The sequence below is a fragment of the Myxococcales bacterium genome (assembly GCA_012513515.1).
In the GTDB taxonomy this organism is placed as follows: domain Bacteria; phylum UBA10199; class UBA10199; order 2-02-FULL-44-16; family JAAZCA01; genus JAAZCA01.
Window position 1 is genome coordinate 153,327 of the sequence record JAAZCA010000019.1, and the last position, 26,017, is coordinate 179,343.

At 48.8% G+C, this 26,017-nt stretch carries 29 protein-coding genes; 15 read left to right on the forward strand and 14 right to left on the reverse strand.

Annotated features, from left to right (window positions below):
* The first annotated feature begins 1 nt into the window (after position 1).
* The 12 genes from GX659_04415 to GX659_04470 all read left to right on the forward strand — a co-directional run bounded on the left by GX659_04415 (position 2) and on the right by GX659_04470 (position 11,489).
* The gene (locus GX659_04415; GenBank protein ID NLD28033.1) at positions 2 to 898 is read left to right on the forward strand and encodes a prenyltransferase; all 897 of its coding nucleotides are present in this window, start codon (positions 2 to 4) and stop codon (positions 896 to 898) included.
* Positions 895 to 2,016: an FAD-dependent oxidoreductase gene (locus tag GX659_04420; GenBank protein NLD28034.1), complete on the forward strand. Its 1,122-nt coding sequence runs from the start codon at positions 895 to 897 to the stop codon at positions 2,014 to 2,016. The genes GX659_04415 and GX659_04420 overlap by 4 nt, the downstream gene beginning before the upstream one ends.
* Positions 2,013 to 2,408 carry a DoxX family protein gene (locus GX659_04425; GenBank protein NLD28035.1) on the forward strand — a complete coding sequence of 132 codons (396 nt, stop codon included), beginning with the start codon at positions 2,013 to 2,015 and terminating at the stop codon, positions 2,406 to 2,408. Before GX659_04420 ends, GX659_04425 begins: the two co-directional genes overlap by 4 nt.
* Before the next feature lie 58 nt (positions 2,409 to 2,466).
* Positions 2,467 to 3,249: a PHP domain-containing protein gene (locus GX659_04430; GenBank protein ID NLD28036.1), complete on the forward strand. Its 783-nt coding sequence runs from the start codon at positions 2,467 to 2,469 to the stop codon at positions 3,247 to 3,249.
* Between the two features lie 131 nt (positions 3,250 to 3,380).
* A complete protein-coding gene (locus GX659_04435; protein NLD28037.1) occupies positions 3,381 to 4,574 on the forward strand; it encodes a potassium/proton antiporter in 1,194 nt (397 codons plus the stop codon).
* Between the two features lie 126 nt (positions 4,575 to 4,700).
* On the forward strand, positions 4,701 to 6,200 hold the full coding sequence (locus GX659_04440) for a DUF4116 domain-containing protein (GenBank protein ID NLD28038.1): 1,500 nt from the start codon (positions 4,701 to 4,703) through the stop codon (positions 6,198 to 6,200).
* A gap of 141 nt (positions 6,201 to 6,341) precedes the next feature.
* Positions 6,342 to 7,370: a hypothetical protein gene (locus tag GX659_04445; protein ID NLD28039.1), complete on the forward strand. Its 1,029-nt coding sequence runs from the start codon at positions 6,342 to 6,344 to the stop codon at positions 7,368 to 7,370.
* A gap of 328 nt (positions 7,371 to 7,698) precedes the next feature.
* On the forward strand, positions 7,699 to 8,121 hold the full coding sequence (locus tag GX659_04450; GenBank protein NLD28040.1) for a hypothetical protein: 423 nt from the start codon (positions 7,699 to 7,701) through the stop codon (positions 8,119 to 8,121).
* A gap of 122 nt (positions 8,122 to 8,243) precedes the next feature.
* Entirely contained in the window at positions 8,244 to 8,516 is a 273-nt protein-coding gene (locus tag GX659_04455; protein ID NLD28041.1) for a hypothetical protein, read from the forward strand.
* A gap of 159 nt (positions 8,517 to 8,675) precedes the next feature.
* Positions 8,676 to 9,008, forward strand: coding sequence for a hypothetical protein (locus GX659_04460; protein ID NLD28042.1), 333 nt, complete (start codon positions 8,676 to 8,678; stop codon positions 9,006 to 9,008).
* Between the two features lie 117 nt (positions 9,009 to 9,125).
* On the forward strand, positions 9,126 to 10,610 hold the full coding sequence (locus GX659_04465) for a DUF2779 domain-containing protein (protein ID NLD28043.1): 1,485 nt from the start codon (positions 9,126 to 9,128) through the stop codon (positions 10,608 to 10,610).
* A gap of 27 nt (positions 10,611 to 10,637) precedes the next feature.
* On the forward strand, positions 10,638 to 11,489 hold the full coding sequence (locus GX659_04470) for a hypothetical protein (GenBank protein NLD28044.1): 852 nt from the start codon (positions 10,638 to 10,640) through the stop codon (positions 11,487 to 11,489).
* A 397-nt stretch (positions 11,490 to 11,886) separates the two neighbouring features.
* Here the strand turns inward: GX659_04470 and GX659_04475 are convergent, their stop codons facing one another.
* Genes GX659_04475 through GX659_04490 form a run of 4 tightly spaced genes read right to left on the reverse strand, consistent with a single transcriptional unit; the run spans position 11,887 to position 14,637 of the window.
* Complete coding sequence (locus GX659_04475) at positions 11,887 to 12,210, reverse strand: hypothetical protein (protein ID NLD28045.1); 324 nt, start codon at positions 12,208 to 12,210, stop codon at positions 11,887 to 11,889.
* The gene (locus tag GX659_04480; protein ID NLD28046.1) at positions 12,203 to 13,042 is read right to left on the reverse strand and encodes a hypothetical protein; all 840 of its coding nucleotides are present in this window, start codon (positions 13,040 to 13,042) and stop codon (positions 12,203 to 12,205) included. Before GX659_04480 ends, GX659_04475 begins: the two co-directional genes overlap by 8 nt.
* A gap of 13 nt (positions 13,043 to 13,055) precedes the next feature.
* Positions 13,056 to 13,949, reverse strand: coding sequence for a hypothetical protein (locus GX659_04485; GenBank protein ID NLD28047.1), 894 nt, complete (start codon positions 13,947 to 13,949; stop codon positions 13,056 to 13,058).
* The gene (locus tag GX659_04490) at positions 13,927 to 14,637 is read right to left on the reverse strand and encodes a hypothetical protein (protein ID NLD28048.1); all 711 of its coding nucleotides are present in this window, start codon (positions 14,635 to 14,637) and stop codon (positions 13,927 to 13,929) included. The genes GX659_04485 and GX659_04490 overlap by 23 nt, the downstream gene beginning before the upstream one ends.
* Before the next feature lie 331 nt (positions 14,638 to 14,968).
* On the opposite strand from GX659_04490, the gene GX659_04495 reads away from it, so the two are divergent.
* Positions 14,969 to 15,892, forward strand: coding sequence for a tetratricopeptide repeat protein (locus GX659_04495; GenBank protein ID NLD28049.1), 924 nt, complete (start codon positions 14,969 to 14,971; stop codon positions 15,890 to 15,892).
* 61 nt (positions 15,893 to 15,953) lie between these two features.
* Here GX659_04495 and GX659_04500 read toward each other — a convergent pair whose 3' ends face one another.
* The 10 genes from GX659_04500 to GX659_04545 all read right to left on the reverse strand — a co-directional run bounded on the left by GX659_04500 (position 15,954) and on the right by GX659_04545 (position 23,773).
* Positions 15,954 to 17,603 (reverse strand): AAA family ATPase, encoded by a 1,650-nt coding sequence (locus GX659_04500; protein NLD28050.1) that lies wholly within the window; start codon positions 17,601 to 17,603, stop codon positions 15,954 to 15,956.
* Positions 17,604 to 17,631: 28 nt separating this feature from the next.
* Positions 17,632 to 19,038 (reverse strand): hypothetical protein, encoded by a 1,407-nt coding sequence (locus GX659_04505; protein NLD28051.1) that lies wholly within the window; start codon positions 19,036 to 19,038, stop codon positions 17,632 to 17,634.
* Positions 19,039 to 19,045: 7 nt separating this feature from the next.
* Positions 19,046 to 19,321 (reverse strand): hypothetical protein, encoded by a 276-nt coding sequence (locus GX659_04510; protein ID NLD28052.1) that lies wholly within the window; start codon positions 19,319 to 19,321, stop codon positions 19,046 to 19,048.
* Positions 19,322 to 19,360: 39 nt separating this feature from the next.
* On the reverse strand, positions 19,361 to 19,813 hold the full coding sequence (locus tag GX659_04515; GenBank protein NLD28053.1) for an NYN domain-containing protein: 453 nt from the start codon (positions 19,811 to 19,813) through the stop codon (positions 19,361 to 19,363).
* Between the two features lie 170 nt (positions 19,814 to 19,983).
* The gene (locus tag GX659_04520) at positions 19,984 to 20,199 is read right to left on the reverse strand and encodes a hypothetical protein (GenBank protein ID NLD28054.1); all 216 of its coding nucleotides are present in this window, start codon (positions 20,197 to 20,199) and stop codon (positions 19,984 to 19,986) included.
* A 141-nt stretch (positions 20,200 to 20,340) separates the two neighbouring features.
* Positions 20,341 to 20,709, reverse strand: a complete 369-nt coding sequence (locus GX659_04525) for a hypothetical protein (GenBank protein ID NLD28055.1) — start codon at positions 20,707 to 20,709, stop codon at positions 20,341 to 20,343.
* On the reverse strand, positions 20,706 to 21,101 hold the full coding sequence (locus GX659_04530) for a nucleotidyltransferase domain-containing protein (GenBank protein ID NLD28056.1): 396 nt from the start codon (positions 21,099 to 21,101) through the stop codon (positions 20,706 to 20,708). Before GX659_04530 ends, GX659_04525 begins: the two co-directional genes overlap by 4 nt.
* Positions 21,102 to 21,587: 486 nt before the next feature.
* Positions 21,588 to 22,562 carry a YafY family transcriptional regulator gene (locus GX659_04535; protein ID NLD28057.1) on the reverse strand — a complete coding sequence of 325 codons (975 nt, stop codon included), beginning with the start codon at positions 22,560 to 22,562 and terminating at the stop codon, positions 21,588 to 21,590.
* A gap of 235 nt (positions 22,563 to 22,797) precedes the next feature.
* The gene (locus tag GX659_04540) at positions 22,798 to 23,202 is read right to left on the reverse strand and encodes a hypothetical protein (GenBank protein NLD28058.1); all 405 of its coding nucleotides are present in this window, start codon (positions 23,200 to 23,202) and stop codon (positions 22,798 to 22,800) included.
* A gap of 37 nt (positions 23,203 to 23,239) precedes the next feature.
* Positions 23,240 to 23,773, reverse strand: coding sequence for a hypothetical protein (locus GX659_04545; protein NLD28059.1), 534 nt, complete (start codon positions 23,771 to 23,773; stop codon positions 23,240 to 23,242).
* Between the two features lie 170 nt (positions 23,774 to 23,943).
* Here GX659_04545 and GX659_04550 point away from each other — a divergent pair, with 170 nt between their 5' ends.
* Both GX659_04550 and GX659_04555 read left to right on the forward strand, forming a co-directional pair.
* Positions 23,944 to 25,065, forward strand: a complete 1,122-nt coding sequence (locus tag GX659_04550) for a hypothetical protein (protein NLD28060.1) — start codon at positions 23,944 to 23,946, stop codon at positions 25,063 to 25,065.
* A 203-nt stretch (positions 25,066 to 25,268) separates the two neighbouring features.
* Positions 25,269 to 25,703: a hypothetical protein gene (locus tag GX659_04555; GenBank protein ID NLD28061.1), complete on the forward strand. Its 435-nt coding sequence runs from the start codon at positions 25,269 to 25,271 to the stop codon at positions 25,701 to 25,703.
* Positions 25,704 to 26,017: the final 314 nt, after the last annotated feature.

The following is a 26,017-nucleotide window of genomic DNA, read 5'->3' on the forward strand; positions in this document are numbered from 1 at the left end:
AATGAAAAACTTGTCTCATATCGTTCGGGCTCTGCGTCTCCCCTTTATAACGGCGAGCATACTTCCCTTCACATTTGGTTCTTTGATAGTCGGTAGGGTATTTTATTCGAGACGATTTCTCACCGGCCTCATAGCTGTTATCGCGACGCATCTTGCCGCCAATCTCATGAATGACTATGCCGATTCAAAAAGCGGCGTCGATTCCATAGACCCGGAATTCTACGGCCTCTTCGGAGGTTCAAAGCTCATACAAAGGGGCGTTTTCAGCGAGCGTTTCTATCTCATGCTTTCACTTTTCTTCGCTTCTGTAGCGGTAGCGGCGGTTGTGTTTCTTTCAATCACGATGGGAAGGATAGACCCTGTCATATACTATTCGATTATAATTGCGATGAGCTACGCCTATTCCATAGGGCCGCTGAGCTTCTCATACAGGATGGCCGGAGAAATCGCGATCTTCATCCTCTTCGGGCCCGTGCTGGTCATGGGCGGTTATTTCATACAAAGCGGGATATTTCCCGACCTGCGGGCGTTTGCCTTGTCGCTGCCCTTCGGCTTCATGATAGCGGCCCTTCTTTTCGCCAATGAGGTCCCGGATTTCAGCGATGACTTAAGCGTCGGCAAGCACAACCTGGTAAAATTGGTTTCTCCGGAGAGGGCCTATCTTCTCTATATTGCCATAGTCGCGGCAGGGTATATATCCATACTTTTTTGCGTGAACGCAGGATATATGCCGGTCTTCGCCCTGGCCACATTTCTTTTTATTCCCCTTCCCATGGCTGCGGCTTCGATAATCAAGCGTCATTTTCGCAACAAGAAGATGCTCCTCAACTCATCCAGGCTTACGATAGCCATGAATATTTTTCTAAACTTAACTTTGATAGGATCCGCTTTTATATGAAAAAGATATGCGTGATAGGTGCCGGGTTTGCGGGGCTTGCGGCTGCGAAAAAGTTTTCCGGATCGGGAAATGAAATCTTTCTTTTCGACAAAAAGTCGTCGTCGGACTTTTTGCCGATGCTGCCCGATGTAATCGGCAGGGGGATCGATCCAAAACTTCTCACCGCTAATATATCGGAGCTCTCTCGAAAGCTGAAATGTCATTTCATCAATGCCGAAGTGAACTCTGTAGATATCCCTGCACGCAGGATCGAGGCGGGAGGCAGGCATTTCGATTACGACTATCTGCTTATCTGCGCCGGTAGCGAAAGCGCTTACTATGGCAGACAGGATCTGATGGCAGCCTCCAGGAAGTTAGACAGTGCCGCTGATGCGGATGTCATACGCAAAGCTCTCGATGAAAAGCGCTTTGCAAATTACGTCGTATGCGGAGGAGGTTACACCGGAATCGAAGTGGCTACAAACCTCAGGCGTCTGCTGGATTTAAGAAAAGAGAAGGGGGACGTCACTATAGTCGAGCGCGCCCCGTCCATACTCGGCCCTCTGCCGGCCTGGATGAAGGAGTATGCCGCCAAAAATCTGCGCGATATGCGCATAGAGGTCGCAACCGAAACCTTCATCGATGCCGTCGATGGCGAATCGTTGAAGCTAAGTTCAGGGAAAGTTCTTGAAAATTCGCTTTTCATCTGGACCGCCGGAGTCAAAACCCCCTCCTTTGTGGATTTGCTTTCGGTTGAAAAAAGTCCTCAGGGGAGGCTGAAGGTCGATGAATTTCTTAGGCTTTTTGAAAATGTCTTCGTTGCGGGGGATTGCGCCTGTTTTTCCGCAGGGGGCTTATGCTTGCGCATGGGGATTCAGTTTTCGATATCGCAGGGAAGCTTGGCTGCAGCCAATATTCTGAGGGCGATCTGCGGGCGCAGGCTCAGGGCGTGGAAACCGTATGATCCCGGGTACGTGATACCTATGGCCAACAACATCTCATGCGGCAATGTCATGGGCGTGAATATGAGGGGCGTAGCCCCTACGTTCTTGCACTATTTTATGTGTTTGTATAGAACGGCCGGGTTTAGGAACAGGGCGGCGATAGCCATGAAACTTTTAAAAGGGGGAAGGCCATGATGGATATTTCTCTGCTGGTGCTTCGATTGGGGATAGGGATCATGTTCGCCGCTCACGGTTTGCAGAAGGCCTTCGGGATGTTCGGCGGCAGCGGGGTGCAGGAGTTTTCTAAAATGCTCGGCGGAATGGGATTTCCGGCGCCGATCATGTGGGCGTATCTTGCGGCGTACGTGGAGCTGCTGGGCGGAATCGCTCTGGTGTTTGGTATTTTTCCGCGGCTGTCCTCTGGTCTTCTTTTGATTCTCATCGTTGTTGCGGCGGTGAAGGTCCATATGAAGAACGGGTTTTTTATGATGTCGGGCGGGTTCGAGTACAATTTTGTCATAGCGTCGGTCTGCATCGCACTTCTCGTTGCCGGCGCCGGCAAGTTCAGCATCTACAATAAATATTGAGTCCATTTTGGAATATGGGTCCGATTCGGGGCTATATTTCGCTGAAAGGAATGTTGGAATGATAGCCTTCGACCTGCACATCCATACGAATTTTTCCCCATGCAGCAATATGTCGCCGATGGTCGTTTTACAGACCGCCCATGCAGCCGGCCTAAATGCGATAGCGATAACCGATCACAATACGACCGCAGGAGCGATCGCGGCGCACGGGTTTCTCAATTCCAACCGCAATATGTTCGGAAACTTCCAGCTTTTTACGGGGATAGAGTTCAAGACGAAATACGGGGAGTTCAACGCGGTTTTTCTGAATCCCTACGAGTGCGCAACATTTGAATCCATGCCGCGGGATGAAAGAGGGCGTTTTTATTTGCCGGAACTTATCTCCGTCATTTCCGCGATGAAGGCGTCGGGCAGCGAAATTATGACCGGCCTAAATCATCCGATATCTCTCTCTTCATTCAACAAAAGAGGTGGCTTCGATTTCGACGGCGTCTTTCGCGATGGCGTTTTTCCCGGGATGCGGTCGCTGATGGTCTTTTTCGACTGGGTTGAGATCAACGGAATGAATATGAAAAAAGCCGAGAGCGACAAAGCCCTGGAGATGGCGAGAAGCTGGGAGAGGCCTGCGGTCTTCGGTTCCGACTCGCACTGGAAAAGAAACTTAGGCCGCTACGGCAGTATAGGATCGTATTCGACTCCGCGCGAATCGGTTCTCGCGGCCCAGGCAGGCGATCCCAATGCGATCACGCTTCCGAGCGATGTGGTCTACTGGAAGAACGGCTACTATCGGGCGAAGAGCGCGATCCTGCGCGACCTGAAAAATGCAGTCCGCAGGAAATAGGCGGGTGCGATCATGAAACAATGGTACGAATCCCTCTTTGAAAATTATGCGGTCAAGCTGACTGCTGAAGATTTCGAAATGTTGGTGGTGGCGGAAAAATAGCGTCGGCATTTTTCAATGGAGACCCAAACGTGTCTACCGAACACATACTACTTATTGCGGCAGCGATAATCGTCCTCAGCGTTTTCGCAAGCAAGGCGGTGAGCAGGTTGGCCCTCCCGGCGCTGGCGGTATTTCTGGCGATAGGTATGCTCGCCGGGTCTGAAGGGTTAGGCGGAATAGCTTTTGACGATGCAATGGTCGCGCAGTTCATAGGAGTCGTGGCTCTCGTCTTTATAATCTTTGCGGGCGGGCTTCATTCGGACGTTTCATCTATAAGGCCGGTGCTTCGCGCTGGCGCGGTCCTTTCCACCGCGGGCGTTTTGATCACAGCCGCGATGGTCGCATTTCTGACTTACTGTTTTCTCGGTATTCCGCTGAAGTTCTCTTTTTTGATCGGCGCCATAGTATCCTCCACCGATGCCGCGGCGGTATTTTCCGTCCTCGGCTCAAGGAACATCAAGCTCAAGGGAAACCTCGGGCCCTTGCTGGAATTCGAATCGGCTAGCAACGATCCGATCGCGGTGCTGCTCACGATAGGCGTGATACACGTCATCATGGGCGCGGAGGTCTCCAGCGCGAAATTCATACTTTATTTTTTGGAACAGATAGGCATTGGAGTCGCATCCGGATATTTTCTGGGGAAGCTGACGCTCTTCATGCTTCGCAAATTCAAGCTCGATTATAAAGGGCTCTACGCTCCGCTTCTGGCCTCGGTGGTACTGCTAATATACGCTGCGACCGCCCTTGTCGGAGGAAGCGGATTTCTTGCGATCTACATCGTGGGGTTGATCCTCGCGCACAACGATTTCCCGCGGAAAGAGGGGCTCAAGGAGTTTCACGACGGCCTCGGATGGCTGATGCAGATAATCATGTTTGTCCTGCTGGGTTTGCTCGTTTTCCCGTCTCGACTGCTCGTCATCGCCTATCCAGCCATGGTTATTTCGGCTGTTTTGATCTTCATTGCGCGGCCGGTTGGCGTCTTTCTCCCCATGGCGTTCATCAAAGGTTTTAACACACGGGAAAAGATTTTCATCTCATGGGTCGGATTGAGGGGTTCGGTCCCCATCGTCCTTGCGACCTTTCCGATGCTGGCGGGAGTTCCGTATTCGAAGCTGGTTTTCAACGTCATATTCTTCATAGTTCTTACCTCCGTGCTCCTTCAGGCGACCTCGATAGGCCTCGTGGCCAGGCTGCTGAAGCTTCAGCAGCGCAGCCCCGATTAAATCCGACAGGCGCATTTCTTGCTTCTGGTTTTGCAAATGGTCGATTTGGCAAATTTCGCCAGAACATCCCTTTTTTAGCAACTTAATCGACGATTTAGCCGATGCTCAGGTCAAATGGGCCGATTTTTGATCAATGGGAACCTCGCGACCGAAGGGGATTTCAGAAGGCTGAGCTCCGCCTTCGAAGAGTTGTCCGGAGGCTCTTTCGAATTTCATGTCAGCTCGCATGACGACGAGCTGGCGTACGAAGAGATCGTCAGGCTGATCGACAGCGATGATGATGGCAAAGGCACCTATGCCGATCTTAGAAATATAAGCGCAGCCGGTTTTGGCGATTTGAATTCCATCCTGAAAAAGTATGGCCTCGATCCTTCCTTTGAAATAGCCCCCGCTTACGGCAAGGCAATATATGATGTCCCATGGGGCCTGTGGTCTTCGAAAGAATTCGCGTTGATGGTAGTCGAACGAGTTCCTGGCTATTTACAGTTTGTCGATCCGGTTCTTCAGGACGATCCCGATGTGGTTTTGGCCGCGGTCCGAAATTCTGGCACGGCCCTGAAATACGCCTCACTGAGGCTTAGAGACGATCCCTGCATTGTGAGAGCCGCGGTCGAGCAGGACGGCATGGCGCTTCAGTACGCCGGCCCAAAGTCTCGCGCGGACAGAGATATCGTTCTTATAGCGGTCAAAGAAGATTACGGGGCCTTCAAATACGCGGATCCTCTTCTCCAGAAGGACAGAGACTTCATGATCATGGGTGTGAAAAACGGGGTCTACCTCCCTGTCTTCGATGGCGCCCTTTTCGACAGGGAGATACTGGCTGAGTCGGCAGAAATCTGTATCGGGATACTTCTTCAGTCCCGCCTGGATGTTAAGGACGTCGCATATGCATGGGGCAAGATTAGAAACAAATATTCCAAAAGGCTCAGAAGGGTATTCAAGGGGAGGGTGCCTAAAAACTTCTCCGATTTTAACAAGGCGCTGAAGAGGATCTACGATATAGAATTCCTCGAAAGGTTCAGATCGATCGACACGCTGCTCGGTGTGCTCGAGCTGAGGCTGAATCCGGGCAGGGCCGTTGGCAAGACCGCGGTGGTCATCTCTCCAAAGGTCGACGGAAACGGGGCGTTCGATTCCTATCCGGTCGTTGATCGCCTCAGGGAGCTTGGCTTTACCGTTCTTTATTACGAGGTCGGAGATGAAGGGGCCGCAATCAGGGCGCTGAAACACGCTACCATGAAAGGAAAGAGGAAAGCCGATGTAGTCGTCATCGAGGGGCATGGTTCGGCTTCGACGCTTTCGCTAGGTGGAGAGGACCTTGGCGCCGGCGGAAAGATGAGCGACGAGTTCAAATACATCGACAGCTCCGATGTGGAAAACGGACGGGACGAGCTTCGCCTGAAAAGGTTCATAAAGCAGGGAGGGGATCTGGTGCTAAACAGCTGTTCCAACGGCGAAGGGTTTGACAGGAATAGAGGGAATCTCGCCAACAGGCTTGCCGAGGTTCTGCCCGGCATAAGGATCCAGTCTGCGACCGAGCCTATGAACGTAAAAGAAATATATATCGATCTGTACGGCAGGCCGATCTTTCAATGGACGGCCGGCACTCTCTATGTGAGAGGATAAATTCCGGAATTCCGGGGACGCGAGACTTAATTACTGCCCTTAGGCCCCCGGTCGTTATGACCATTCCCAAAAAACTCGGCCAAAACGAACCTTGCTAGTTATACGTTGACCCGTACATATATCCCATGGTAACGTATAACCATGGAAATCGATCTCGCGTCAAAAACGCTCTTCGCCGAATTCTATGAGGCTGCCCGTTCACGCGCCGCTATAGATGCGCAGCTTGCCGATGCAAAGACCTATGTCAGGAAGACCGTCAAGGGAAAGGTATACTGGTATGAGCAGCGCTATGAGGGCGGTCAGGCGCGGCAGACGTATTTCGGTCCATCGAATGACAAGAATGACAAAGTGATCGAGCTGCAGCGCCAAGCGATGCGCGCCGATAAAGCGACTTTAAAAAAACTACAGGGCATAGAGGCTCGGCAGGCTGCTATGCTCCGGAAAAGCGGTTTGCCGGTACTCGATCGCCGTATGGCACTCCTACTTGGTCGTTTTTCTGAGGTTGGGTTGATTCATCGGCGTGGTGTTTTGGTGGGAACGCTTGCCTATTCTGCCTACTCAGGGATGTTGGGATATGTCTTCGAGCGTACAACATTGATGACGCAGGATATCGATATCGCCCGCGATGATCGAATTGAGATAGTGAGCGAAATCGTCGATCTTAAAACGCTCTTTGCCGAGCGCGGAATGGATTGTCGGGAGGTGCCACCGCTTTCGAAGAAATCACTCCCTTCATCGTACATTACGTCGGATGGCATTCGAATCGACTTTCTCGTTCCGCTGCGCGGGAAAAGAAGGGAAGTTGTACACATGCCGCACGTAGCCGGCGCTGGTGCCACTGCCCTCCGTTTTCTCGATTTTTTGATCGAGGATCCTGTAGATGCGGTGTTGGTGGCTCCGACGGGTGGGGTCATGGTTACGGTTCCCCGTCCGGAGCGCTTTGCAATTCATAAACTCATCGTCGCGGCGTATCGCAGTGTAACGGAAACCGGAAAGAGGGAGAAGGACCTTGACCAGGCGAGTCAGTTAATATCGATCCTTGCCGAAGAACGGGGAAGGGAATTGAAGGCCGCATTGAGAACCGCAGTGAAAGCTGGGAGAAAATGGGAAAGGGCGGTACGTGCTTCTTTGGATCTTCTGCCTGAAGCTGTGCGGGGTTTTATGAAATAGGTTCATTTTAATTCCTGGGACGCGAGACTTAATTATTTTGGTGGTGCGCTCGAAAATGGCACTCGAAAGTTTTTGATAGAGTCGATGCCTTGAATAAAATCGATTATTTATGAATGATAACAATAACATGAGTCACTTTTCGGTGTTGGAGGAGAGACGAGTATTTTGGAGTATTTTGGAGTCGAGGGGGACAAAAAGGGGACTTTTTTTGTCACCGATTGATAGCTTGATAGTTTGTCAAAAATTTTGGAGCATTGATATTCATGAGGATGACCTTGGGTGACGCAAACCTTTGGTATGACGTGCCAATAACTATTTGGAGGTTCGTGTGGCGATTCATATTCAGTTCTATGGCGTAATTGTCCCTATAGATACGATAAATCGATGCAGCGCTATTGGTGGATTTGCCGGATATCTTGAAACGCAAAAGCTGTCTTTGGGCAAGAGCGTTTTGTATGACGAATATCTCTGCAGCATTGGCACAATGGGGCCTCTAGATAATGAGAAGCTCTTTGATTTCTGGATTGCACAAGGTCTTGAACCTTTCAAATCCGTTGATGGACAAGAATCTTGGAATGACTTTTGTATCGTAGATGTTTTTTCTGGCCCGACTCTGCCTTGTGATTGGATTGAATTTGAACAAAGAACCGATGAAGACGGCAAAGGTCTGCTGAGCCTGGTCAGAATGAAAGGAAAGCCGAAAGGAAAAATAGTCAGTTGCTTTGATCACCTTAATAAAACTGATTCATAGCTCTGATGCGAAGTTCCCTAAGAACAAGAAGTCTCAAAAAGTTGGGATCTCTTGAAGTCGGAGGGGATAAAAAGAGAGCAGATATTGTTCAATATAGAGGCAGTCAATAAAAGGAGGCGTCAGTGGCGCGTGGAGGTTACAGGAAAGGGGCTGGCCGTAAGAAGGGGGTTTCTAACCTTCTGACGTCGGAGCTTCGTAAGAAGATAAAGGCAAAGGAGATCATCGCGTTTCTTCAGGACCTGGCGCTTGGCAAGATAGAAGGGGCTTCCTTATCGGAACGCAAGGAGGCCGCGGTTGCCCTGCTCAAGAAGGTCATGCCGGATATGGGACATGTGAAAACAGAGATCGATACGACAGAATTTAAGCCGCTAAATATATCCGGCAAGTGGGATTGAAAATGATTTCAGAGCTATCAATGCCCCTAGTTTCCCGAGGGGATGAGGTCGGCTTGGGGAAATAAAGCTCTAATTGTCGTCGGGTGGATGTATAATTTTTAACTTCGCGACCCTTCCTGACACTACTCCATGATAAAGCCCAGCGCATGGAGGTGGACTATGGGTTCTAATAACAATGTTATTCAGTTTGAAAATTATTTTAGGCCTTCGGCCGCATATCGCAGGGTTCTGCTGGAATTTATGGATAAGGTGGCTGAATCAAGCGAAGATTTTTTCCAGATATCCCTGAATCTCGCTATAAATGGCAAATGGAGAGAGTGGAATGAATCCATGCCGATTGGATCCACTTTGAACTTTTCTGAAGATATGCTTTTAGATACCGGAGACGAATTTGTAACACATGCAATGGTTCTCAGCATTGAGCTTGGAGATCTGGCTGAAAAAATACGCTCTGGTTTGGCTTCTGGGGAAAGGTTTTTTCGACGTGATTAAATTTTTATACTTTAAGTACAGGCTGGTAAGGTTTGTTTGAGGTAGCGAATTGACAGTGGATTGGTATTGTGAAACTTTATCGGAAACTGTCATCTTTGGCGGTTGTGCGGGAGATTTATGTCAGAATCAAAAAGAGCGGGACTGGCGCTGTCAAAATCACGTTATCTTTGTGGGCTTCAATGTCCAAAGCTTCTTTGGTTGAGGTATAATGCCCCGGAAGAAGTACCGCCTCCCGACAAGTCCAGCCTCGACATTTTTGAACAGGGACATCTTGTTGGTGATTTTGCGAAAAAGATTTTTCCAGATGGAGTCGAAGTTGATCATAGCCGATCATTTGAATATGGATTAACTCAAACGGAAGATCTTCTAAAAAAGAGAGTTCCTATTTTTGAGGCCGCATTTAAGGCCGAGAATTGTTATTTCAGGGCCGATATTCTCGTTCCCTCCGATCAAAACCGATGGGACATTATCGAGGTCAAAAGTTCAGGAGATTTAAAGGATGTAAATAATTTAGACGTAGGTTTTCAGCTCCATGCCGCTAAAAAAGCTGGGCTCGATGTTCGCAGGTGTTATCTGGCATTAATAAATAAAAACTATGTTAGAAATGGCGATATAGAGCCGAGCAAATTGTTCAATATGATTGACCTTACCTCAAGCATAGAAGAGTTTGCCAAGGTAGCCGAAGAACAAATCCCCAAGATGCTTGAAACTATCGCCTCGAATTGCTGCCCGGATCCGGGAATTGGAAACCACTGTAAAAAACCGTTTCGCTGCCCCATGTTTGATAAGTGCAGGTCATTTCTTCCGGAGAGAAACGTATTTTTTCTTTATCGAGGCAAAGAGCTCCCTTTTCAGCTTGTAAATGCCGGGATTTATGAGCTGGCCAAAGTAGATGTGAGCGGCCTCACAAAACACCAAAGCATTCAAGTCGAATGCGAAAAAACAGGGCAGCCTCATATAGATGAGGGCGAAATTTATTCTTTTTTGAAAAATATTGAATATCCTGCTTTCTACATGGACTTTGAAACATGGATGTCGGCTATACCTATGTTTGATGGAGGCAGTCCCTATGAGATAATACCGTTCCAGTTTTCCGTGCACGAGATCGCGAAAGAAGGCTCTGAGCCTAAGCATACTTCCTTTTTGTATGACGGCGTCGATGACCCAAGGCCAGCTTTTATGAGAGCTCTTATGAAATGCATAGGTCCGAAGGGGTCAATAGTGTCGTACAATGCATCTTTTGAAAGAAATATATTGCAGAAATCTTCTGAGATATATCCGGAATTCGCCGAATGGTTTAAGTCGCTTAAAAATCGTTTTGTTGATCCGTTGCTTATGTTCAGGTCCTTTGCATATTATCATCCGCAGCAGAACGGGAGCTGCTCTATTAAAAAGGTTTTGCCAGTTATTACCGGGCAATCCTACGACAGTATGAGCATCGGTCAAGGCATGGATGCAAGTCGGGAATATTTTCGCGTTACATTCACAGAGGATAATTCAGATAAGGAAAAAATTCGTAAAGCTCTGGAGGAATATTGCTGCCTCGACACAATGGCCATGGTGGATATTGTGGGAAAATTGAGGGAGATGTGTATCGAATAGGTTTTCCAACCACGAAAGGTAAAAGCCATGAAGGTTATGCAGAGAAGTTTTTGGAATGGGAAACTCGACTGTGAAAAGCTGGGTGGGTTTGTCTATGCTTTAATTGATCCTCGCACTAATAATGTATTTTATGTTGGGCTTGGAGGAGGGATAGAAGCGCAGGGAAATCAGCGCCCAGAAAATCATTTGGTAGCAACCCTCACTAAAATAAGTACCAATGAGCTTTTGTCAGATAAAGAAAAAATTATAAGAGATATTTGGAATGATGGTCTTGAAGTTAAACTTGCGGTAGTTAGAAGGAATTTAACGCGCAAAGAAGCAATTCATGTCGAAGCCGCATTGATCGATATATTTCAAAAAGTTCAAGAGGGACCCATTCTGACAAATATGCAAAGTGGTCATGGCAAAAAAGAACATTCCATAATAACAGAAGATAACTTAGTCGAACTTGTCGCTGAGCCCGTCAATCCATCTGTTAGTATTGAAAATGTTTGGCTTTTTAATATACGAAGCGAGATGGATAAGGGGCGTACCGCATATGAATCTACGCTTGGTAATTGGGTAATCGCTGACAGGGAATGCGGAGTCGGATATGCTGTTGGTCTAAAAAACGGAATTTCAAGGACTGTAATTAAAATTGAAAGTTGGCAAACAATGTTTGAGAATAAGAATGGCAAAAAAATCCTCAAGAAAAAAATAACCGGCATTGAGATAAATAAAAATGAAATAGGTCTAGAATTGCTTGAAAAAGATTACTCTGCAATCATCAATGGAAATGGTTTTTGGTTAAGGGGTAGGCCTTTGAGGGTAAACTTTTATGAGCGCAAAGCGCTTGTTACATACGGCCAAAAAAATGGTAAACCAGTAAATCTGTGTTAAAAAAACGCCGGGTTTGTAATCCAAACCCGGCGTTTTTATTTCGATTAATTTTAGTAATTTGTACAAATCAAGATCTGATAAAACAGGTCTGAAAATTAGTTGCAATAACGCCTTATATTCACTTCTCATTTAATGGGTTTCCCCCGGAGGAGACGTTTGCGCGTCTACGAGACCGACCGTATTCGGAAGTCAAAAATCAGATCGCTTTCCTGATTTGGAGGCCGACAGCGGAGGACATCCAAATCAGATGAAAGGGACTGATTTTTGACGACGGATAGGGAGGCGAAGTGCGCCTGGTCGACGAAGGGGGAACCCCATTAAAACAGAAGCCAACTCAAAGTCTTATTGTAACTCGTTTTTAGAATTGTTTGATCGAATGTTTATTTATAAAAAATCTTCAATCCCACAGATATAACAGCTCGCCTCGCTTCATCATTCCGCCGCAGCGGGGGCATATGCGCGTTTTATGCTCCCACTTTTCGAGGGCATCGCTTCCACACCTAGGACATGGATCCGGGTGTTCGACCGGCTTGTACCCTTTGCCGTCATTTGTTGCAATAAGCTGATCGAAGAGGTTGCCGCAGGAGGTGCACCTCATCGGCTTTGTTGCATATTCAAATCCGCTATCCGAGCCGCTCGGTGCCTCGATCTCACACTTGCATTTAGTACATATGAATCTGTAGCACTGTCCCATAAGCTTTCCTTTATTCTGATCAGTCATACCGAGATGTGCAACTAAGTCCATCTCTGGTGCATTCCAGATCGAGGTCATGTGAGCCGTAATTACTTTCCAGTGCGCCCGTGCAAACCATCCCGTCATCCATAACGAAGTGTATGGGCGTTTTATAATTGATAAAATTTCGGTATGGCGCCCTGACTATCTCTTCGCCACTTGCATCTACGAAGAGCCACTCCGACTCTTCTGTTGTGAAGATGTCATTTCCCGTCTTATAGGCTTCGGTTATATACAGAGTGACTATGCTCGTCCTAAGTGGATTTGGGAGACCATTGTGGATATTGCCGCAATACTCATCATGGTACTCTGAGTTCATGTATGACTGACCATAGTAGTTTTCCAGGTTTGCAAATGCCGTATCCTGATAGCTAACAGCTGTGAATGGATCGGAGCCTACTAGCAGCTCATCGAGATTTGATATCCCGTCTCCATCATCGTCAGGATAGAAGATGTCTTCTTCGTTGAAGGTGGCATCTATGTAGCATCCGCTGCAGACATCCACAGAAACTGACGCGCTAAGAACTTTCACCCAGCTGTCGTAGTCGTATGTCTTTCCCTCCAGATAGACGCCGATAGTGTGCATGCCAACGGGAACTCCGTAAATCTCTCCGTAGATTTCTCCAGAATAGAAATCCTGTGAGAGGTCATGCCTGTATGGATCTCCGTCGATGGTGGCATAGGCCTGGGAATAGCTAAGCCCCAGCGCCTTGTCTGGAAGCTTTAAGGCAAAGGGGCGCCTCGGGGCGGATATATCATCTCCGTATTGTCCGCCGCAGCTTGCGAGAAGCATAAGTATGATAAGTATGTTTTTTTTCATAAAAAACTCCCGCTCACGGCATGGGGCCCGATATGTAGATGTCCCCGGTATTTCCGCCTCCTCCGCCTGGTGCGCTGTTCTTCTTGTTGCTGTAGTGGTCGTATATATAATATGTCCCAACGCTCAATCCGGCGAGAATGGCGATCGTTACTAGCGCCTTTATGAGTACGCTCTTGGAGTGTGCGCTCATTCCTCCCGCTCTCGGATGATATTGAGGCTCTTGCATATCATACGAACTGTGAGAACTGACTGAAGGGGGGCGCTCCATCGCCTTTGCGTACTTGTTGCCGCGTGAAGGAAACTCGACCTTAGGTATAAGAGGGGACTGGCTTCTTGCCGATTCCGTTTTCTGAATTCCCTTGAGGTATTCCAGTGCTTTCTGTTTTTCTATCGTCACCGCTTCCTTTGGCATCTTTATCAGCGCATAGACATCGTAATGATATTTCGGTCGGCAGTTTTTGTAGGCGGCTACCTTTTCAAAATACCATTCCTCCAGCTGCATTTCGCTGATTAAGGTTGGCGCCTTAAGGCTTCCCCAGAGATTTTGCCAATCGGTCTCCGTGAGGGTCATAACGCCCTGTTCCTTCTGCTGGATCAGCTCCCCCATGTGCTGCATGAAGGAGGTTTTCGCTTCGAGGATGGCCATGTGTTTGCCATCTTCAGGGCGCCTGTTTTGCGTCGAGATACCGATGAAGTAATCGTAGCGCCCCTTTGTGAAGTGCACCTTGTTGGTCACCCAGTCCGGTTTGATCGCAGGGGTGGTTTCGATGATCACCTCCCCATCGGGGCCGCATTTATTTTTTTTGCGGCAGAGCCCTTCGCTTGAGACGAGCAATAAAAACGAAGCGCACGTCACGCAGGCAACGATCTTTTTGAAAAGCGTTCTACCTGTCGAGAGTTGTTTCATCTACGGATCCTCCGGCCTCTGCAGATGCATTCCCTGCAGGTCCATCAGGGGCGGGTGTTTCAGCCTCGGCGTTTACCCCGGTAAGGTCGTCGAAGAAGGCGCGTTGCCTGGCATCGACCTTTGCACGAAATTCCTCCGTCACGCCGGGCTTGCCGTTTTGGCCCTTGATGACTTTGTCGAGCATCGCGAGGTAGGCCGCCTGCGGCATTTCGATAAGTGTGAAACAGTCGTAGCGATATGCGATACCCGAAAGGGTCTGGACCTGCTTTTTTTCGTAATGCTGGCTGTTCTGAAAAATTCCATTTAAGACTATTTCATCTGTCGAAGAGGTGAGGATGCGTTCGAGGACGGTGTTTTCGACTTCTAGCCCCTCGCTGGCGTAGGTGAGGTCGTCGCGCAACCTCTCACGAAGGCTTTTTGCGATCTTCGCTCTGGCCAGCGCGTCTGATAGGTGCAGCCCCTTGCCTAGGTTGGGGGCGTCGGTGAACATACCGCTTACGTAGAGGACGCCGTTTTTCACGAACATCGGCTTGTCGAATGCCCAGTCGGGAATGCTGCCGCTCGTCTTGACTACCTTCTCCTTCCCCAGGTTTTTTACCGCCATGCTTCGCGAGACGCTCCCGCCGCTGCATGAAACAATGCAGAGCATCAGCGCCACAGAGGAGACCAGCAACCGCTTTCCACGCATAAAACCTCCCTTTTAGTTGGCCCTTTTCGGGCAGGGGGAATTTAGACCCGCGGTGTGTCAGGCAAGGTCGCGGGGGTATTTTTTTATTGGAGGTTTAAACTGCCGGTGGTTATGACCTTGGATGACGCTGGTATGGCGTGGAAGGGCCTCTAAAGCGAAAAGGAGGTTCGTAATGACGGTTTATCCATACAAGGCTTTCGGCTTTCGACAGAAATAGGCTTAGGGAACGGGGGCTCTTCATACAAATATATAAAAAATGATATAATATTTCTAGCAACTGTTTTTACACACCCCCGATAAACTGTACGGGTATGTGCATTTCAAAATAATTATGAATACAACTGCAAATAAATCTATTAATGCAAAAAAAGCATCAGCAGAGCATCTTTTCAACCAAGGGCTTGCTGTATTAAAATTAGGAAACCTTACCGCATCTATTAAGTTACTAACATCTGCCGTAGAACTCAGCCCTAAATATTCAAAGGCTTACTTATATCGTGGAATAGCCAAAGCTAAGATTGACTACAGTGAAGCTATTAAGGATTTTACAATAGCAATAGAGTTGTATCCGGAATATGCAATGGCATACAACTGCCGAGCAGCTGCTAGATCAAAATTAGGTGACCACAAGGGCGCTATCGAGGACGTCACAAAGGCGATAGAGCTAAAACCAAGATATGCAAGCGCTTACTATGGCTTCGGTATGATAAAGATGAAATTGAAATATTATATTGACGCAATTGAATATTTCACAAAAGCAATAGAACTAAAGCCTCGACATGCAAGCTCTTATTGCCAACGCGGATTAGCCAGAATGGGTTTAGAGAAACACCTCGATGCAATTGACGATTTCACCAAGGCACTAGACATTAATTCTGGATGCGTTGAAGCATATTACAATCGTGCAATTGCTAGAGAAAAGGCAGGTTACTTCATGGGGGCACTTGAAGACTACAAGAAAGCAAGTAAATTGAACCCTTGGAAATATGCTGATGCTTATCAAAATGCACAACGTATGTATACAAGTGATAGCTTAACCAATGAATTACTGACGGATAGCGAAAGTGTTGTAAGACCATGTCGACCTCTTGATAATAGTGACGTCGGCATTGAGCCCAGAAATACTTATCGTAATAATGACAATTTAGATGGAGGAAGGAACTGCTACGTAATTCGGGATAGCGGAAGTCAATTCGGTTCAATGCCTTCCTATGACGATTATGGAGAGGAATCCGGACCTGATGGGTCAGACTAGAACCGATTTACGCGTTGAGCTTACAAACGGATATCAGGAGTATAATCATTGTCATTGCCTACTATGCGGCGAAATTCGCACTGCTCACAATGTAAGCCTTATACTTCCCTCTAGATAAAGCTACGTTCCACCTTCGTGGGTCCAGAACCCATGACGGGTTTCTGCCTGCCGTCTCTGCGCTTTTTGCGCCCACACACAAAATGGCCACAGATGCGGTCTGCCCCTGGTTCCGTTCAACGGTGTCGACGTGCCACAGATGATGTGGAATACGAAGCTGCCTTATGGCCTGCCTGACGAGTGAGGCCTGTTTCCTGAACAGACACGAAATCATGTAGCGCGTATCGTAAGGTTTATTCTCTTCAGGCATAACATCGGGGTCCAGACCATCATATCCCTTGAACCACGCTCCATGGGTACATTCAAGATCCGAAATCAATTTTGCAACCGTTTCGGCCTCCGTGCTGGAAACGCTATTATCGGGCCTATCCCCAGATACCACTATGTGGCAAATCCCTGGCATCGGTTTCAACATTTCAGGATAATTGCCGACGGGCCAGGCAATTTCGGCCTTTTCTGGTCGGCTCTGCAGCTTTCCATCGTAATAGCGGTTACTGATATATTCACAGACATGGCGGTTAAGTCTGAACGTTTCACGGAGCATGAAATGCGCTCTTCTTTTTTCAAGATATTCAAAGGCCGAACACCTGTATTCGTCGATCTCTTTACGCCTGGCCTCATCCTGAACGATAACTGGCGGTAGCTGTTTATGGTCCCCTACGACGACTACCCTTTTTGCAAGCATTGCGACCGCGAAAAGCGATGGTATTTTCACCTGGCTCGCCTCGTCTATGACGGCCACATCAAACCGGTCTGCCGGGTTCTTCACTGCCGCTGTAGCGCACTTGAAAAGGGTGGTTCCCAGCACACCCGATGGATAAGGAATGACCTCTTTGCTCTTTCTTACCGATGATAGTTCCTCGCATATTTTATCCCTGCCAGCCCTGAAGAGTGGTGCGGGTTTTTCGGTAGCAACCTCTACGGCCTTTCGAAGCATGACATCCACTGCCCGGTTGGTGAAGGCCGTAAGAAGTACCGATTTCCCCTGATAAGACCACTCGTTCACAAACTTGCCGATGAGATGGGTTTTCCCCGTCCCTGGCGGGCCTTGTATCAATTCAAGAAGGGAATCATCGTCCCGCATGATTTTGAGTTTTTCGAAAAGTGAATCGCTATCTACCGGGATGTCGCGTTCTTCTGAACCGGCAAGCAACTGCGTCCATTCAGGAAGTGCGCCGTCGATACACTGATCCAGCACATATTCCAGCGCATCATATTCCTCCTCGAGGGGCTTCCCCGGACACAGGAGCGCATCACCGTCGTTCACACAATGGCCTCGCCTTGACAATTTAAAGACGTTATCCTCGGCAGATGCAATTATCTCGACTAGCTCCCTTCGTTCCTTGAAGGCGAGCAAGGCCTCGCCAAGCGTTCCGGCTTCACAAGGAGGGATGAGTTGAGGCCGGTCATCATCGCGAAAACGAATTGATGCATTACAATCCTTCGCGAAGAACGTATTTCCAGACACGCTGCCCGGCACGACATGTCCTTCCGCTACGAGACTGGCAATAGGGCTGCCCTTCATCTTTTCCCATTTCTTGAGTTCGGCTGCGCGTTCGCGCGCGAGATATTCCTTAATCCAGAACCAGTCCATCAATCCCCCTAAAACAAACAGGAATAATTTATACACTATCCTTGAAGGATAAATCCCAGGCAGTACGGATTCGCCTGAAGCGTTCCTTCCACGCGTCATGCCACAGCCATGAAGCCGGAAGCAGAAACGAACCATGCCTGTCGGACCCTAACACCGATGCACATCCTGAAAAGGCCAGTGCCCCGCTCAGAGCGGAGATATATGCTGCTGTGACGTCCTTGTTACTGAAAATATATTCTATTCCTAGCGCATCTGTGGGCACATGCAGCCTGATATCACTCAGGCGCTTCATTGGATTTTCAATAGTTCCCCGGAATCCTTCCGGAAGCCCCTGGAACAACCACGATGCCATCGCCCAGTCAGCGGCAAATCGCTCCGTGCCGAATCTATTGAGGTTGGAATCGATGTGAGTCGGATCGAACATGGTTGCAAGAAAAACCTTCGGAAATGCCTCTAGCACAGCCCCTTTCTTGCCGGACTCAATACTAGAAAAAGGCTGGTATGAAAATCCATGCCTCTCGCAGACACGTCGCAATCGGCTTGTTGCTTCCGTTAGGGCGTTACCGATACCACTTGAACACGCCTGCGCCCTGATCCTCGTTGGGAATACTCCCTGCAGCATAACCCGTTCCTGTGGTCGATAGAAATCGTCGCCTCCAAGCTCTCGAGGCATCATCGGGCCATCAAGCGCTATCGTGGCGAGATTTTTTGCATCCGGGTGTGAGAGTATTTCAGGCAACGTCCGTTCTTCAAATTCAACTAGTGTCTTAAGGCCTTGTCCCCTGACATTGCCAAGCTTCATAAGCGGTTGCAGCCCCTCCGGCCCCACATGAAGCAGGCAATAACCTAGCGACTCTCGCTTTCTTGCGTATCCCACGTCTACACCTAGAAATAAAGTTTCCTGCCTGGGTAACTTAACGTCGTCTTTATTCTCGGAATATTTGATCTGGCTGCCAAATTCGGACACGAGTCCTGTGACAGATTTCCTTGCCCCTTGAACAGCCGATAAATCGAGAGATGATGGATCGAACAACTGAAGTGCATTACGGCTCTTTTGCGCGAAACGTTTTCCAAGAAGCCCTGCCAGTTCTTCATTACCGCCAGTTTCGACCATAAACCCGGTGAACTTTCCGAGATGGGCGTCTGGTTGATAGTTCATACTTCTCATATACCCATCAAACGCATCAGGAAAGATGCCGGCGGCAGGGAAGTCCGCTATTCGGGATTTCCCGGGATGGAGAACCCGTAATATCTCGATTCCTACACTCTGATACAAAAGAACAATATCGTCGCCTGGCACAACATTTCTTGTATTGGCTATTGCCAGCCCGACGCTGTTATAAACAGACCTCCACAAATAGCCCGAACGCACAAGGTCCAGAGTATCTCTTTCCGATGCCCTTGCGATTGTCGCAAAGTATAACCAGGTGGACATGAGAGGGTTATCCCATTCCTAGGAGCTTTTTTAGTTCACTTGCCGAGCGGACAAGTTGGGCATGTGAAACAATGTCCCTGACCGCTTGATATTTTGGTGCGCTCCATCGCCTGGTCGTTGCGCCATCCGACATCGTCAGGTGTGCCTGCGCCGTTTCCGTGGCACCGCAGGTGCTGACCTCATCCCACTGATACTCCTTACCAACCACGGTGTTTAAAGTGTTGAGGGTACATTTGACTTTCCTTGCCTGCATTTGTTCCAGCGCATCCTTAAGTTTTTTCATAGTTCCTCCCTATTGAGACAGCATACTAACGAAATATCATTATCCCCATACCTTCCGCAATTCCTCCGTAATCCTTTCCTTCTGCTCAAGCGTCAGGCTTTCGTTGTCATCACGCACGGAGCGGAGTTCTTTAAGAAAATCGGCGTTGCGCATGGTTGCGACGCGCGATTCCTTGGCCACAAGCAGGACTTCACGGTCATCGGAAATAACGACAAGGCGGTCGCGGTTTTTTTTCGACTCCCTTTCGACGATCTTCCTGATTACATCGTCGGCCTTTTTCTGGTCGCTATAGATGACCTTGATGAATGGTACAGAACCTGCGGTGTGCGATTCGTCGGCGCTGCCGTCAAAGACGACGGTCGCCTTCTTTTTTGCGCTGAAGTAATTCGTACCGGAGAGATAATCCATGAAAGCCCTGCGCTGATCCGCGGCACCGCGTACTGCAGAAATGGCGTGGTAAACGTTGTTGCCATCAATGACGAAGAGCTTCATCCGCAGCAACTCCCTTCTTTAGGGGCCTGCAAGGCTGCCACCAGTTAATACGCCCGGGCGGCGTTTACAAGCGCAATTTGACACATTTTACAGCTGCCCCAGGCACCTACCGCTGGCCCTTTGGTGCGGCCAGCGGAGGCATCCGAAGGTTAGGAGGTGTATGGCAAAGCTCAAAAACCGTTCTTTTTGTCATCGATAAGCCATGACGGCTGTTCCGTCTCGAGCAGCCGCCTTCCCACATCGTCAAACGTTCCGTTGTCCTGGCTGAAGCCCTGCATCCTGCCGGTATTGTCGCACACGATGTCGCGGTCCGGCATGTGCTCTATGAAGCCTAAAAGCCTGCCCACCGCATCGCGCACCTGTTCCCTGCCAGTTTTGTCGCTCATGATTTGCTCCTTTTCGATTGCTGGAAGAATACTTCAGTGGTGCGTCAGGGAAGGTCATGCAACGAGGCTAATTTCGTTTTTTACTACTGAGTTCTGAATTTCACCCTTCGACAGGCTCAGGGCGAACATGCTAACGGAGAATTATACGAGTTTTTTTGCCTCAATAAGAAAGGCCTTTATCGTCTTCATGTACTGATCGTCGGAAACGCCTATGTAGTCGTGGACCGCGAGATTTCTGTCTTCGATGAAACCCAGCCACTTCTCGACATCGTCGATGATCCCCATCCTGCCCGCGGCCCTGACCGCATCTTTAGGGCTGTAAATTTCGATACCATCGTCGATTGCGCGCCTCCTGAAATATTTCCAGGCGTATTCAAGACAAACTTCGAAACTCTTTGAAATACCCGAAAAATAAAATCTCTCTTTTCCGGCCTTGTCCTCGTATTTCATCGCCTTCGCGAGATTTTCCACCGAAACTTTCAGCCTGCTGCGCTCATCCTGATTTGTCATGCGGCGACCCCTTTCTTGAACTCTATCCAGTCGGCGAGGCGTCCGGTTAGAAAAACCCAGCCCCTTGAAGCCTCGCGAAGAAACGCCGCATCTGCGCGGTCCAGATTAACCATATCGACAAAATATGGAAAGTCCTCCACGAGTTCGTCCTTTCGTATGAGTACTTTTTTATATTCATCGTGCGGCAGTCCCCCCGCGCGCAACGCACCGATATCCCAGTCCGAATATTTTGCAGCGGTGCCCTTTGCACGTGAGCCGAACAGGATAAACGTCACGTCCGGAAATTCTTCGTGCAGCCTGTCGATGATCGGCGCGATTTTTTCGATGGGGGCAGCTGCCTCGTCGGGAATGTCGATGATAAAATCCTGCGGTTTTAAGCCCAGCGCACTCATCATTTTTTCGATGCTATCGGGGAACACGCCGTTTCCGGAAAGATAATGATGGATGGTGTTGCGGTGCACCCCGATGCCTGATGCCAACTCTCCGATTGACCCGTATCCCTTTTTCTTCAGGGCCTCACGGAACCTGCATTGATCTATAATATGCATAATATTATTGTATATTAAATAACAATGTTGGTCAATACTGTAATAACGATCACGATCCCGATACCATAACATTTGTGTAATATGAAGGTTGTACCTGCATATTACATAAGGGCACCTCTAATAACTGCCTTTTTCACATCCTGTCATTCCCGAATGCTTTAGTCGGGAATCCACTCTCGATCTGTCCCTATGCGCTTTTTCGGTCTGGATCCCCGATAACACCACTCGGGGATGACAACCCGGAAATGAGGTTTAAGAGGTGCCCATAAACACGGCATTACAATGAACCTGTAATAAGAAAGGGGCTCGAGACAAAATTAGTCAGTCGCTTCACCCGTAATGCTTCATCGCCCTCGCAAACTCTTTCGCCATATCGTCACGGAATTCTTTCGGTGAAAGGACCTCAGCGTTCGCGCCGAATGATAGCACCCAGCTTTTTACCTCTGCCATTCCCTCCACGGTCATGGTGAGGACGATGGAGCCGTCGGATTCATCGGATATTGACTGCGTCGGATGCCAGATTCTTTCCTTCACGTACTGGGCGAGATTTTTTGTGAATCGGATCCTTATCTCGACCGGATCCCCATCCATCACGCGGAAGCGCCCCTTGGTGAAGGCGTCCATGCAGAAGTCGGAGGGTATTTCAAATGTGTCGGCTGTGAGCTTCGCCTTTTCGATCCGATCAAGAACGAATAGGCGGACCTCGCCGCGGTGGTGGCAGCGCGCTACTATATATATAGTCCCGCCCATGAACCAGACGTGATAGGGGTCGATCTTGCGCGATGTGACCTCTCCCTTCGAGGAGGCGTACTGTATCGCGACTGTCGTACGTTCTATCAGCGCCTTCTGTATCAGGTCCACCGTAGCGCGATGTTTATTGTAATCCTTTTTGCCTGCGAACCCGACCCTGAAACTCTTGGATAGCCCCTGCAGAAAGTTGTGGGCCTCTGGGCTTAGCATGGAGCGAACCTTGTCGAAGGCGCTTTTCATCGATTCGGAAAAAATCGTGCCGCGGAAGGCCTCTAGATGTTCGCATGCGAGAGAGAGCGCCATGATCTCGGTCATCTCCAGCGGAATCGGAATCTTCGACCGGTACCCCTCGACGAAAAACCACTTTTCCACGTTTTCTATCTTTTCGCAGTATATGGGGAAGCCCGCCATCTCGAGGGCCTCCATATCGCGATAGATCGTGCGCGGATTCGTTTCGAGCTCTGATGCCAGGTCCGGCACGGATATCCCCATCCTTTTCGCTTCCAGCATCTGCAAGATTCGCCATTGCCTTGAAACTTGGTCTCCGCGGGGCATCGGAATTCCTCCTGTGTGATTTTACCCTATATAGAAAATATGGAACTCCTGTGCAATCGGCTTTTCGCTCCTATATCATATCGTAAAAACCTTTATTGTATGCCGCCGCGACCGGAAAATTCACGTGTCTGGAGCGAGCCTTATCCGCGAAGATACGTGAATTTTCCGAGGCAGGCGGCTTCCATAGGTAGTTTTTAGTGGTGCTAATCGTTAGTTTTTCAGAGTTTCCTTAAGTCTATGTTTCCAGTTTCGAGATGCTTTTTAAAAATCCCTCCACGCCATCTTTCGGGGCGCAGCAACACAGCGATATTGAAATATTTTCCGACTGGAACTCTATATTTATTGAGAATTTTTCTCCTGAGAGCTCTTTTATTGATATGCCCATCTTTTCCAATTTGATGACGAAGCCATCTTCTGCCGCTTTCACCGGATGGGCGCCCCCCCGACCGGAGGGGAGCTTCATCTCGTCATAGAGGACTATGGCGGATTGCCCCTCTTTCGGGGCGATCCTTACAGTGGCACGAAGACCGAAACCCTCCTCATCGACCGTTGCCACCAGATCGATGAAGGAGGGGCCGGCCCTGTCTATCCAAAGTCTGGCCATGAGCTTGGGATCTATTTTAGCAGCTGGAAGGGACATCCGGGGTCTCTCGTTTAAAAAAGTTTAAAATTGCCTTTTAATGGCTGTAATTCGTGTTTGGGATGCAGTTGGCCTCTATCTGCGGATGATCCTCCGAAATTTCTGATTTATCCTTTTCCTGGCGCAATATCCCCGATCTGATCCGGTGCAGCGTATGCAGCATCTCGTAAATCTCGGTTGTGGATAGAACCCCGTGGATACGCTCATATAGGACGATGTTTTCGCCTCTCAAGATGAGCGCCGGGTGCCTCGTTTCCCGCTTGGTATCTAGGGCGTTCTTCGCGATGAGGTCGCTGATTCCGTTTTCAGAATCCAGCACCATCATCTCCATCCAGCCGAAAAGCCCGCGCTGTTCGTCGAATTCGGAAATGCACATGATGCCGCGGACCTCGGCGAGCTCGAAGTAGATGTCGATCGTATTGCCATTCGCGTCCAGGGTTATCCTGTCCACCGTAAAATCTTCGTTTAGCTCCGAGAGCTCGGTGGCGAAGGCGGCGATGCGCGGCTGCGCGGCCCCTTGCATCTCCAGGTTTATCAGTTTCATCCGCTGCCTAAATCTTTCCATTTCCATTTTCCCTCCCTTTGGTGGTTTTGGTTCGGGCGGAAGAATAGGGGGGTGTCCCGTCATCCGGGGTCACGAAAAAAAATATTTTTGTCGCGACCTGATATGACGCGCCTGCATGTTAGCCCCTGGCAAAACTTAAAGCGGGGCAATGGAGCGCCGCTAAAAAAGGAGGGGTGATGAAGAGATTTTTGGTCATGCTTATCGCGCTTGCGGCATTTGCCGCATTCGCGGGATGCGGCGGCGGGTCGGGCGATTCCAACCCGGGCGGAGGTGATGGCGCAGGGGGAGGGGATGCGGGCGGGTCTGAGAGTAATGATGTCGCTCTGTCTCAATCAGAGGCGGAGGTTACCGCTAGGAGCGTTTCGCTGATCGCCCTTTCTATCCTCCAACAGGTAGGAGAGCCCGGACCGGCAGGGATGGTTATTTCAAAGGAGACTATCCATTCGATGAAGGATGGCGGTTCGTTCAGCGCTACGGTGGAAGGGCGTGATGCAGGCTCTTGCACTGCGTATCTCGATGGCTCCTCATCTACGTCCGCAGACACGATGACCTTCGATCTTGCGGGCTCAATGGAGTGTAACAGCTTTTCCGATTCGGCTACTATAGATTACGAAAGTCAGAAAATTGGGTTGGATGGCTCTGTAAATATTTCCCTTACAGGGTCTGTCGCGCAGGATTACTCTTCGATAACGATCGAGTACGAGCTCTCATGGTCTAATCTCAATGTTGCAATAGGTGAAAATAGCTACGTTGAGACCAGCGGCAATTACAGACTTACTATCGCCGGGTCGATCGGCAGCCTTACTTTTACAGAAACCGGGACTGTAGGAAATCAGGCTATCAGTACCACTTACACTTTTGAAAGTAATCAGGCTGGAGTGCCCGAAAACTCTGAGGTTCCGGAGGAGTTGCCTTCAGGAGAGGAAGAGGATGCAATTCCGGGAAATGTGATCATAAGCTCACTTCGTTATGTAATTTTTGCGCAGGACGGTCAGTTTCTTGGATTTATAAACACGAATCGGTTCGATAGCGAGTCGGTTTGCAATGGTTTTGGCAGTTACGGCAATAAATATTCTTCAACTTCCATCTGGAATAAACTGGGGACGTACGGAGGCAGCTATAACGCGTACAGCGCTTTCAATGATCTCGGCGCTACACCTCCGATCATTCTTGAGTACGATGGCTCTAATTTAATTCCCATTTATTATCTCACCACCAATGGCATAAAGTCTCCTCGTATCAACGCTTACAATTTACTGAATTATCTGGTTTCGCAAGGGTGCAATATATCCCGTTGATATTTGGTCGACCAAGCAAACCCTTCTCCCCCTTGTCATGAGGGGGAGGGGGTGTTTGTAATGATGGCGATCATTTGACTGAAAACAGAGTTGCTTGAAACCAAATCATGTCTGGGATATGACTTTCAGGATTTTAAAGTGATCCAGGAAGAATCGAGATGGCTGATCCTGCCTTTTAACTGTGGTTCTGTAGGGAGGAATGTGTGAACGAGACGCTCAGAAAAACCATGGAGATTATTTTCTCGTCCGAACGGAGTATGCCCGCGCATTTTTCCAGCAACGGCGAAAGAACTCAGTCTTTCTGTGTCGATTTCGAGCCCCTATCTGCAGAGGATGACTACGAGATGGCATCCGATGTATGGCACGCCTACACTGAACTTCCGAGGGGTCCGGCGATGACCGATCTAGAATCGTATCTTATCTTAAGGTGCGGCGAGGATATCATGCTTGGGGCGTATGTCATAACAAAGCTGGGCGGCGAGAAGCTTATAGATGAAATGAAAGGTTACGTGATCGATGACACTATAGAGTCATTCAGCGACAAAGTTGACCGGGCGCAAGAGGTCCTGTCTACGGAGGCTGCCCGTAAATATTTCGAGTATTGTTCTAATGCTGGATTTAAACTGGCTTCCAAGTGAACAGTGCTGCAGAAATTGATCCAGTTTAACAAACAAAACGTAGTCACGGTTTTTAGGGTTTTAAGGGATGGGGAAAAAGGAGATGGTGGGTCTGATAAGTATTTATATATCTCAAATATCCTAAGTAGTTTATGTATCATTGTGACTAGTTTGGCCGAATTATTGTTATTGCAACTGTATAATCAATCTGCATATATACGCTAAGCAGTTTTACTATAAAAAACAATGGCATGACCTTAGATAGCACCCTAGATTATTGGAGTTATAGGTAATGAATGTTATATTTTTTATATTTTATTAGGATTGTTGCCTTG

Bases quoted from the DNA above. Each gene is read 5' to 3' on its own strand.
- GX659_04540 (NLD28058.1), bottom strand. From the start codon at position 23,202: ATGTCCCTTCCAGCTGCTAAAATAGATCCCAAGCTCATGGCCAGACTT.
- GX659_04445 (NLD28039.1), top strand. From the start codon at position 6,342: ATGGAAATCGATCTCGCGTCAAAAACGCTCTTCGCCGAATTCTATGAG.
- GX659_04415 (NLD28033.1), top strand. From the start codon at position 2: ATGAAAAACTTGTCTCATATCGTTCGGGCTCTGCGTCTCCCCTTTATA.
- GX659_04465 (NLD28043.1), top strand. From the start codon at position 9,126: ATGTCAGAATCAAAAAGAGCGGGACTGGCGCTGTCAAAATCACGTTAT.
- GX659_04470 (NLD28044.1), top strand. From the start codon at position 10,638: ATGAAGGTTATGCAGAGAAGTTTTTGGAATGGGAAACTCGACTGTGAA.
- GX659_04505 (NLD28051.1), bottom strand. From the start codon at position 19,038: ATGTCCACCTGGTTATACTTTGCGACAATCGCAAGGGCATCGGAAAGA.
- GX659_04535 (NLD28057.1), bottom strand. From the start codon at position 22,562: ATGCCCCGCGGAGACCAAGTTTCAAGGCAATGGCGAATCTTGCAGATG.
- GX659_04485 (NLD28047.1), bottom strand. From the start codon at position 13,949: ATGAAACAACTCTCGACAGGTAGAACGCTTTTCAAAAAGATCGTTGCC.
- GX659_04545 (NLD28059.1), bottom strand. From the start codon at position 23,773: ATGGAAATGGAAAGATTTAGGCAGCGGATGAAACTGATAAACCTGGAG.
- GX659_04420 (NLD28034.1), top strand. From the start codon at position 895: ATGAAAAAGATATGCGTGATAGGTGCCGGGTTTGCGGGGCTTGCGGCT.
- GX659_04530 (NLD28056.1), bottom strand. From the start codon at position 21,101: ATGAGTGCGCTGGGCTTAAAACCGCAGGATTTTATCATCGACATTCCC.
- GX659_04490 (NLD28048.1), bottom strand. From the start codon at position 14,637: ATGCGTGGAAAGCGGTTGCTGGTCTCCTCTGTGGCGCTGATGCTCTGC.
- GX659_04495 (NLD28049.1), top strand. From the start codon at position 14,969: ATGAATACAACTGCAAATAAATCTATTAATGCAAAAAAAGCATCAGCA.
- GX659_04515 (NLD28053.1), bottom strand. From the start codon at position 19,813: ATGAAGCTCTTCGTCATTGATGGCAACAACGTTTACCACGCCATTTCT.
- GX659_04425 (NLD28035.1), top strand. From the start codon at position 2,013: ATGATGGATATTTCTCTGCTGGTGCTTCGATTGGGGATAGGGATCATG.
- GX659_04550 (NLD28060.1), top strand. From the start codon at position 23,944: ATGAAGAGATTTTTGGTCATGCTTATCGCGCTTGCGGCATTTGCCGCA.
- GX659_04510 (NLD28052.1), bottom strand. From the start codon at position 19,321: ATGAAAAAACTTAAGGATGCGCTGGAACAAATGCAGGCAAGGAAAGTC.
- GX659_04475 (NLD28045.1), bottom strand. From the start codon at position 12,210: ATGACTGATCAGAATAAAGGAAAGCTTATGGGACAGTGCTACAGATTC.
- GX659_04525 (NLD28055.1), bottom strand. From the start codon at position 20,709: ATGACAAATCAGGATGAGCGCAGCAGGCTGAAAGTTTCGGTGGAAAAT.
- GX659_04460 (NLD28042.1), top strand. From the start codon at position 8,676: ATGGGTTCTAATAACAATGTTATTCAGTTTGAAAATTATTTTAGGCCT.
- GX659_04480 (NLD28046.1), bottom strand. From the start codon at position 13,042: ATGAAAAAAAACATACTTATCATACTTATGCTTCTCGCAAGCTGCGGC.
- GX659_04430 (NLD28036.1), top strand. From the start codon at position 2,467: ATGATAGCCTTCGACCTGCACATCCATACGAATTTTTCCCCATGCAGC.
- GX659_04520 (NLD28054.1), bottom strand. From the start codon at position 20,199: ATGAGCGACAAAACTGGCAGGGAACAGGTGCGCGATGCGGTGGGCAGG.
- GX659_04500 (NLD28050.1), bottom strand. From the start codon at position 17,603: ATGGACTGGTTCTGGATTAAGGAATATCTCGCGCGCGAACGCGCAGCC.